Source organism: Frankia gtarii, from assembly GCF_025403375.1.
Classification (GTDB): domain Bacteria; phylum Actinomycetota; class Actinomycetes; order Frankiales; family Frankiaceae; genus Frankia; species Frankia gtarii.
This window is the reverse complement of the sequence record NZ_JAMPTM010000376.1, coordinates 1-5,268: the sequence shown is the minus strand read 5'-3', so window position 1 is coordinate 5,268 and position 5,268 is coordinate 1. Positions and strand designations below refer to the sequence as shown.

The window sequence follows — 5,268 nt, the reverse complement described above, 5'->3', positions numbered from 1 at the left end:
GTCGGGTGGGCCGGGTCGGACCCACCGAGCGGGTCGGGCTCGCCGGACGCCCCCGGCGCGGCGCCGGGGCCCGCCGCGTCCACCGGGTCGCGGCGTCGCCCCACGCCGGGCGGATCACCCGGGTGGGACTGGCCGGGCGGGTCAACCGCGGCGGCCGGTTCATGCCGGCACCTCCGTCGCCCAGGATCGCGGTGCCTCCCGCGCGAAGTAGCGGGTGGTCACCTCGGCGCTCACCATCGAGCAGGTGCCCTGCAGGGAGGCGAGCAGGTCCGGCATGTTCTCGACGAGCTCGGCGACGCTGTGGAACTCCAGCTCCGTGCGGGTGCGCCCGACCATCCGCCGGGCGGCGTCGTCGACGGTGGACCGGGGCCGGCCGCGGCCGCCGTCGAGTTCGGCGAGGATGTCCTCGGCCAGCGCCAGCGACCAGTACACCGAGCGGGGGAACAGCCGGTCGAGCAGCAGGAACTCGGCGACCCGGGCGGCGTCGACGGCGCGCCGGTAGGTCCGCAGATACGCCTCGTGCGCGCCGCAGGAGCGCAGCAGGCTGATCCAGCTCTGCGAGTGCGGGTCGTCGCTGATGCTCGACGACAGCAGCCGGGAGGTCATGTCGACGCGTTCCAGGCTGCGGCCGAGCACCAGGAAACGCCAGCCGTCGTCACGGGCGAGGGTGGCGTCGACCAGCCCGGCGAGCATCGCGGTGCGTTCGCGGACGTAGCGGAAGAACACGTGCGGGCCCAGCCGACGGGCGAGCCCCTCGGTGTGCGGCAGGTCGTTCCAGGTGGCGTTGAGGCATTCCCAGACGTCGCTGGAGACGACCACGCGCGCGCCGCGGGCGTTGTCCCGGGCCGCCGAGAGCGCCCCGGTGATGCTGAACGGCCGCGCCGGGTCGTAGGCGAGGATCTCGGTCACCGTGCGGGAGTCGACCTGCTGGTCGAACGTGGCGGGCTGGCCCATGACGGCGAGCAGCTCGCGGCCGGCCGAGCCCGCGTCGAGCCATGGATCCTCGAGCACCCGGTGCACGTGGACGTCGAGGATGCGGGCGGTGGACTCGGCCCGCTCCACGTACCGGCCGATCCAGAACAGCGACTCGGCGATCCGGCTCAGCATCCTCGGCTCCCGGCGGCGGCGGCCGGGGGGGCGGCCTGGTTCTGCTGCTGCTGTTGCTGCTGCTGGTCGGAGGAGACCGGGCCGAGGTCCGGGCCGCTGGCGGGGCGGGCGCCGGCTCCCGGCGGACGGGCCATCGGCAGCACCGGCTCGCGCGGGTTTCGCTCGGAGGCGAGCACCCAGGTGTCCTTGGACCCGCCGCCCTGGCTGGAGTTGACGACGAGGCTGCCCCGCGGCAGCGCGACCCGGGTCAGCCCGCCGGGCAGCACCCACACCTTGTTGCCGTCGTTGACGGCGAACGGGCGCAGGTCCACGTGCCGGGGGCCGAGCCGGTCGTCGGTCAGCGTCGGCGACGTCGACAGCTTGACGACCCGCTGGGCGATCCAGCCGCGGGGATCCTCACTGACCCGCACCCGCAGCTCGGCCAGTTCGGCGTCGCTGGCCTGGGGCCCGATGACGATGCCCTTGCCGCCGGAGCCGTCGACCGGCTTGACGACGAGGGAATCCAGATGGTCGAGGACGTACGCCCGCTGGTCCGGGTCCTCCAGCCGGTAGGTGTCGACGTTCGGCAGGATCGGCTCCTCGCCGAGGTAGTACCGGATGAGCTCGGGGACGTAGGTGTACATCAGCTTGTCGTCGGCGACCCCGTTGCCGACCGCGTTGGCGATCGTCACGTGGCCGGCGCGGGCGGCGTTGACCAGCCCGGCGCAGCCGACCATCGACTCCGGCCGGAAGTGCAGGGGGTCGAGCCAGTCGTCGTCCACCCGGCGGTAGACGACGTGCACCGGCTGCTCACCCTCGGTGGTGCGCATGGTGACCTTGTTGTCGCGCACCGACAGGTCACGGCCCTCGACGAGCTCCACGCCCATCTGCCTGGCCAGCAGCGCGTGCTCGAAGTACGCCGAGTTGTACACGCCCGGGGTGAGCACGACGACCGTCGGGTCGGCGACCTCCGGCGGGGCCGCGGCGCGCAGCGCGTGCAGCAGGTGGGTGGCGTAGTCGGCGACCGGGCGCACCCGGTGGGTGGCGAACAGCTCGGGGAACACCCGGGTCATCGCCCGGCGGTTCTCGATCACATAGCTGACCCCGGACGGCACCCGGACGTTGTCCTCCAGGACACGGAAGCCGCCCTGCTCGTCGCGGATCAGGTCGATCCCGGACACGTGCGCCCGCACCCCGTTCGGCGGGTCGATGCCGTGGGCCGCGCGGTGGAAGTGGGCGCTGGTCAGCACGAGCCGGCGCGGCACGATGCCGTCGGCGAGCACCTCGGCCGGCCCGTAGACATCCGCCAGGAACGCCTCCAGCGCCTGGACCCGCTGGGTGACGCCACGCTCGATGACGTCCCATTCGTCCCCGGCGAGCAGCCTCGGCACGAGGTCCAGGGGGAACGGCCGCTCCTCACCGAAGAGGTTGAAGGTGATGCCCGCGTCCCGAAACGCCCGGTCCAGGGCCACCTTGCGGGCCGCGAGGTCCGCGCTGCTGAGGGGTTGCAACGCGTCGTAGAGGGCGGAATACACCTCCCGGGGGGTGTTCGACGCCTCGAACACCTCGTCCCAGGCCGCCGTGGCCGCCGCTTCCGCCGGATAGCCCTCGAACAGATCCGCCACAGTCCTGAGCGTAATTTGCGCGTGTTACCTCCGCATGACGTCACGGGCGCGGACCAGGATGGGCAGGTCACCGCCGACCCGGCGCCGACCGCCGCGACGCCCTCCAGGCAGACTTGAACCCGTCCGGCCCAGGCCGCGAGGCCATGGCCGCCGACCGCCCGCCCGGGCCGCGAGACCATGGCCACGGACCGCCCGCCCATCCCCCACCGCGTGCATCGCCGCATGCGGGCCGACCGAAAGGCCGAACGATGTCGACGCTGCTGGTGACCGGAGCCGCCGGGTTCATCGGGTCGAACTTCGTCCGCTACTGGCGCGAGCGCCACCCGGCGGACACCGTTGTGGCGTTCGACGCCCTGACCTACGCGGGCTGCCGGGAGAACCTCGCCGACGTCGCGGAGCGCATCACCTTCGTCCACGGCGACATCCGCGACCGCGAGCTCGTCGAGTCCACGCTGCGCGAGCACACGGTCGATGTGATCGTGAACTTCGCCGCCGAGTCGCACAACAGTCTGGCGATCATCCGGCCGGGCGACTTCTTCTCGACGAACGTGATGGGCACCCAGACGCTGCTGGAAGCGGCCCGCACGGTGGGTATCGCCCGCTTCCACCAGATCTCCACCTGCGAGGTCTACGGCGACATGGACCTCAACGACCCGGGGGCCTTCACCGAGGACGCCCCCTACCTGCCGCGCACCCCGTACAACGCGGCGAAGGCCGGCGGCGACCACGCCGTGCGCGCCTACGGTTACACCTACGACCTGCCGGTGACGATCACCAACTGCTCGAACAACTACGGGCCGTACCAGTTCCCGGAGAAGGTCATCCCGCTGTTCGTGACCCGTGCGCTGCAGGGCGAGCAGCTTCCCCTGTACGCGTCGACGACGAACCGGCGCGAGTGGCTGCACGTGATGGACCACTGCCGGGCGATCGACGCCGTGCTCGACCGTGGCCGCGTCGGCGAGACCTACCACGTGGGCTCCGGCGTCGAGGCCGACATCGCCACGATCGCCGACACCGTCCTCGCGGAACTCGGCCTGCCGGCGTCGCTGAAGACGATCGTGCCGGACCGGCCCTCCCATGACCGCCGCTACCTGCTGGACTCCACCAAGCTGCGCACCGAGATCGGCTGGTCACCGCTGATCGACTTCAGCGAGGGGATGCGCTCCACCATCGCCTGGTACAAGGAGAACGAGTCCTGGTGGCGGCCGCTGCTGGGCCGCTCACCGGTCTCCGAGACCGCCTGGCGGAGCTGACCGCCTGGCGGAGCTGACCCGCGGCGGCCCCGCCGGTCAGCGGCCCCGCCGGTCGGCTGCCGCAGCCGCCGGTCAGCCGCCGGCGAGAGAGGCGTAGAGCTCCGCGGTGCGCTCCGCGACGGCCGCCCAGCCGAACTCGTCGACCGCCCGCGCCCGCCCGGCACGGCCCATCGCCGCCGCCCGTGCCGGGTCGGCGAGCACGGTGTTGACGGCGTCGGCGAGCGCCTTGGGCTCGTCGGGTGGGACGAGCAGCCCGGTGGTGCCGTCGTCGACGACCTCCGGGATGCCGCCGACCCGGGAGGCGACGACGGCCGTGCCGCAGGCCATCGCCTCCAGGTTGACGATGCCCAGCGGCTCGTACACCGACGGGCACACGAACACGTCGGCGTGGCTGAGGAGCTGGATGACCTCGGGCTTGCTCAGCATCCCGTTGAGCCAGACGACGCCGTCGCGTTCGACGCGCAGCCCGTCGACCAGCGCGGTGGTCTCCGCGAGCAGCTCGGGGGTGTCCGGGGCGCCGGCGCAGAGCACGAGCTGCGCCCGCGGGTCGATCGCCGACGCGGCGCGCAGCAGCACCGGCAGACCCTTCTGCCGGGCGATCCGCCCCACGAAGATCACCGTGGGCCGTTCCGGGTCGACCCCGTGCCGCTCCAGCACATCGGTCGCCGGGTCGGGTCGGTACTCCTCGGTGTCGATGCCGTTGCGGATCACGTGCACCCGCGCCGGGTCGACCGCCGGGTAGGCGCCGAGGATGTCGTCGCGCATCCCGGTGCTCACCGCGACCACCGCGGCCGCCGACTCGATGGTGATCCGCTCGCACCACGACGACAGCTGGTATCCGCCGCCGAGCTGCTCGGCCTTCCACGGCCGGCGCGGCTCCAGCGAGTGCGACGTCATCACGTGCGGCACGCCGCTGAGCAGAGCGGCGAGGTGCCCGCCGAGATTGGTGTACCAGGTATGGGAGTGGATGACGTCCGCGCCGGCGGCCGCCGCGGCCATCGACAGGTCCATCGACAGGGTGCGCAGCACGTCGTCGGTGCCGGCGAGCGCCGCCCAGCTCGGGTGGGCGCTCACCGCGGCGACGCCCGACCCGCCGGGCGCCTCCACCACGACCCGATCCCCGCCGGCGGCCGCCTCCCGGTGCACGGTGAGGTCGACCAGCCGGGCGAGCTCGCGGGCCAGGTACTCGACGTGCACACCCGCCCCGCCGTAGACGTCCGGGGGAAACTCGCGGGTGAGCAGCGCGACGCGCATGGCCTGCCTCTCCATCGACGGGATGAGTGAAAACGGGGTGGGTGGTGAGG

4 protein-coding genes are annotated in these 5,268 nt (G+C 72.8%); 1 reads left to right on the top strand and 3 read right to left on the bottom strand.

Going from position 1 to position 5,268, the window contains the following annotated elements:
* Positions 1-159 precede the first annotated feature (159 nt).
* Both NBZ83_RS29800 and NBZ83_RS29795 read right to left on the bottom strand, forming a co-directional pair.
* Positions 160-1,107: an alpha-E domain-containing protein gene (locus NBZ83_RS29800; RefSeq protein ID WP_261571175.1), complete on the bottom strand. Its 948-nt coding sequence runs from the start codon at positions 1,105-1,107 to the stop codon at positions 160-162.
* A complete protein-coding gene (locus NBZ83_RS29795) occupies positions 1,101-2,711 on the bottom strand; it encodes a circularly permuted type 2 ATP-grasp protein (RefSeq protein ID WP_261571174.1) in 1,611 nt (536 codons plus the stop codon). The genes NBZ83_RS29800 and NBZ83_RS29795 overlap by 7 nt, the downstream gene beginning before the upstream one ends.
* Before the next feature lie 248 nt (positions 2,712-2,959).
* Between NBZ83_RS29795 and rfbB the strand changes: the two genes are divergently transcribed.
* Positions 2,960-3,964: a dTDP-glucose 4,6-dehydratase gene (rfbB, locus tag NBZ83_RS29790; RefSeq protein ID WP_261571173.1), complete on the top strand. Its 1,005-nt coding sequence runs from the start codon at positions 2,960-2,962 to the stop codon at positions 3,962-3,964.
* A gap of 72 nt (positions 3,965-4,036) precedes the next feature.
* Here the strand turns inward: rfbB and glgA are convergent, their stop codons facing one another.
* Positions 4,037-5,218: a glycogen synthase gene (gene glgA, locus NBZ83_RS29785; protein WP_261571176.1), complete on the bottom strand. Its 1,182-nt coding sequence runs from the start codon at positions 5,216-5,218 to the stop codon at positions 4,037-4,039.
* Positions 5,219-5,268 lie beyond the last annotated feature (50 nt).

Coding starts and splice junctions, on each gene's coding strand:
- NBZ83_RS29800 (WP_261571175.1), bottom strand. CDS start 1,107: ATGCTGAGCCGGATCGCCGAGTCGCTGTTCTGGATCGGCCGGTACGTG.
- rfbB (WP_261571173.1), top strand. CDS start 2,960: ATGTCGACGCTGCTGGTGACCGGAGCCGCCGGGTTCATCGGGTCGAAC.
- glgA (WP_261571176.1), bottom strand. CDS start 5,218: ATGCGCGTCGCGCTGCTCACCCGCGAGTTTCCCCCGGACGTCTACGGC.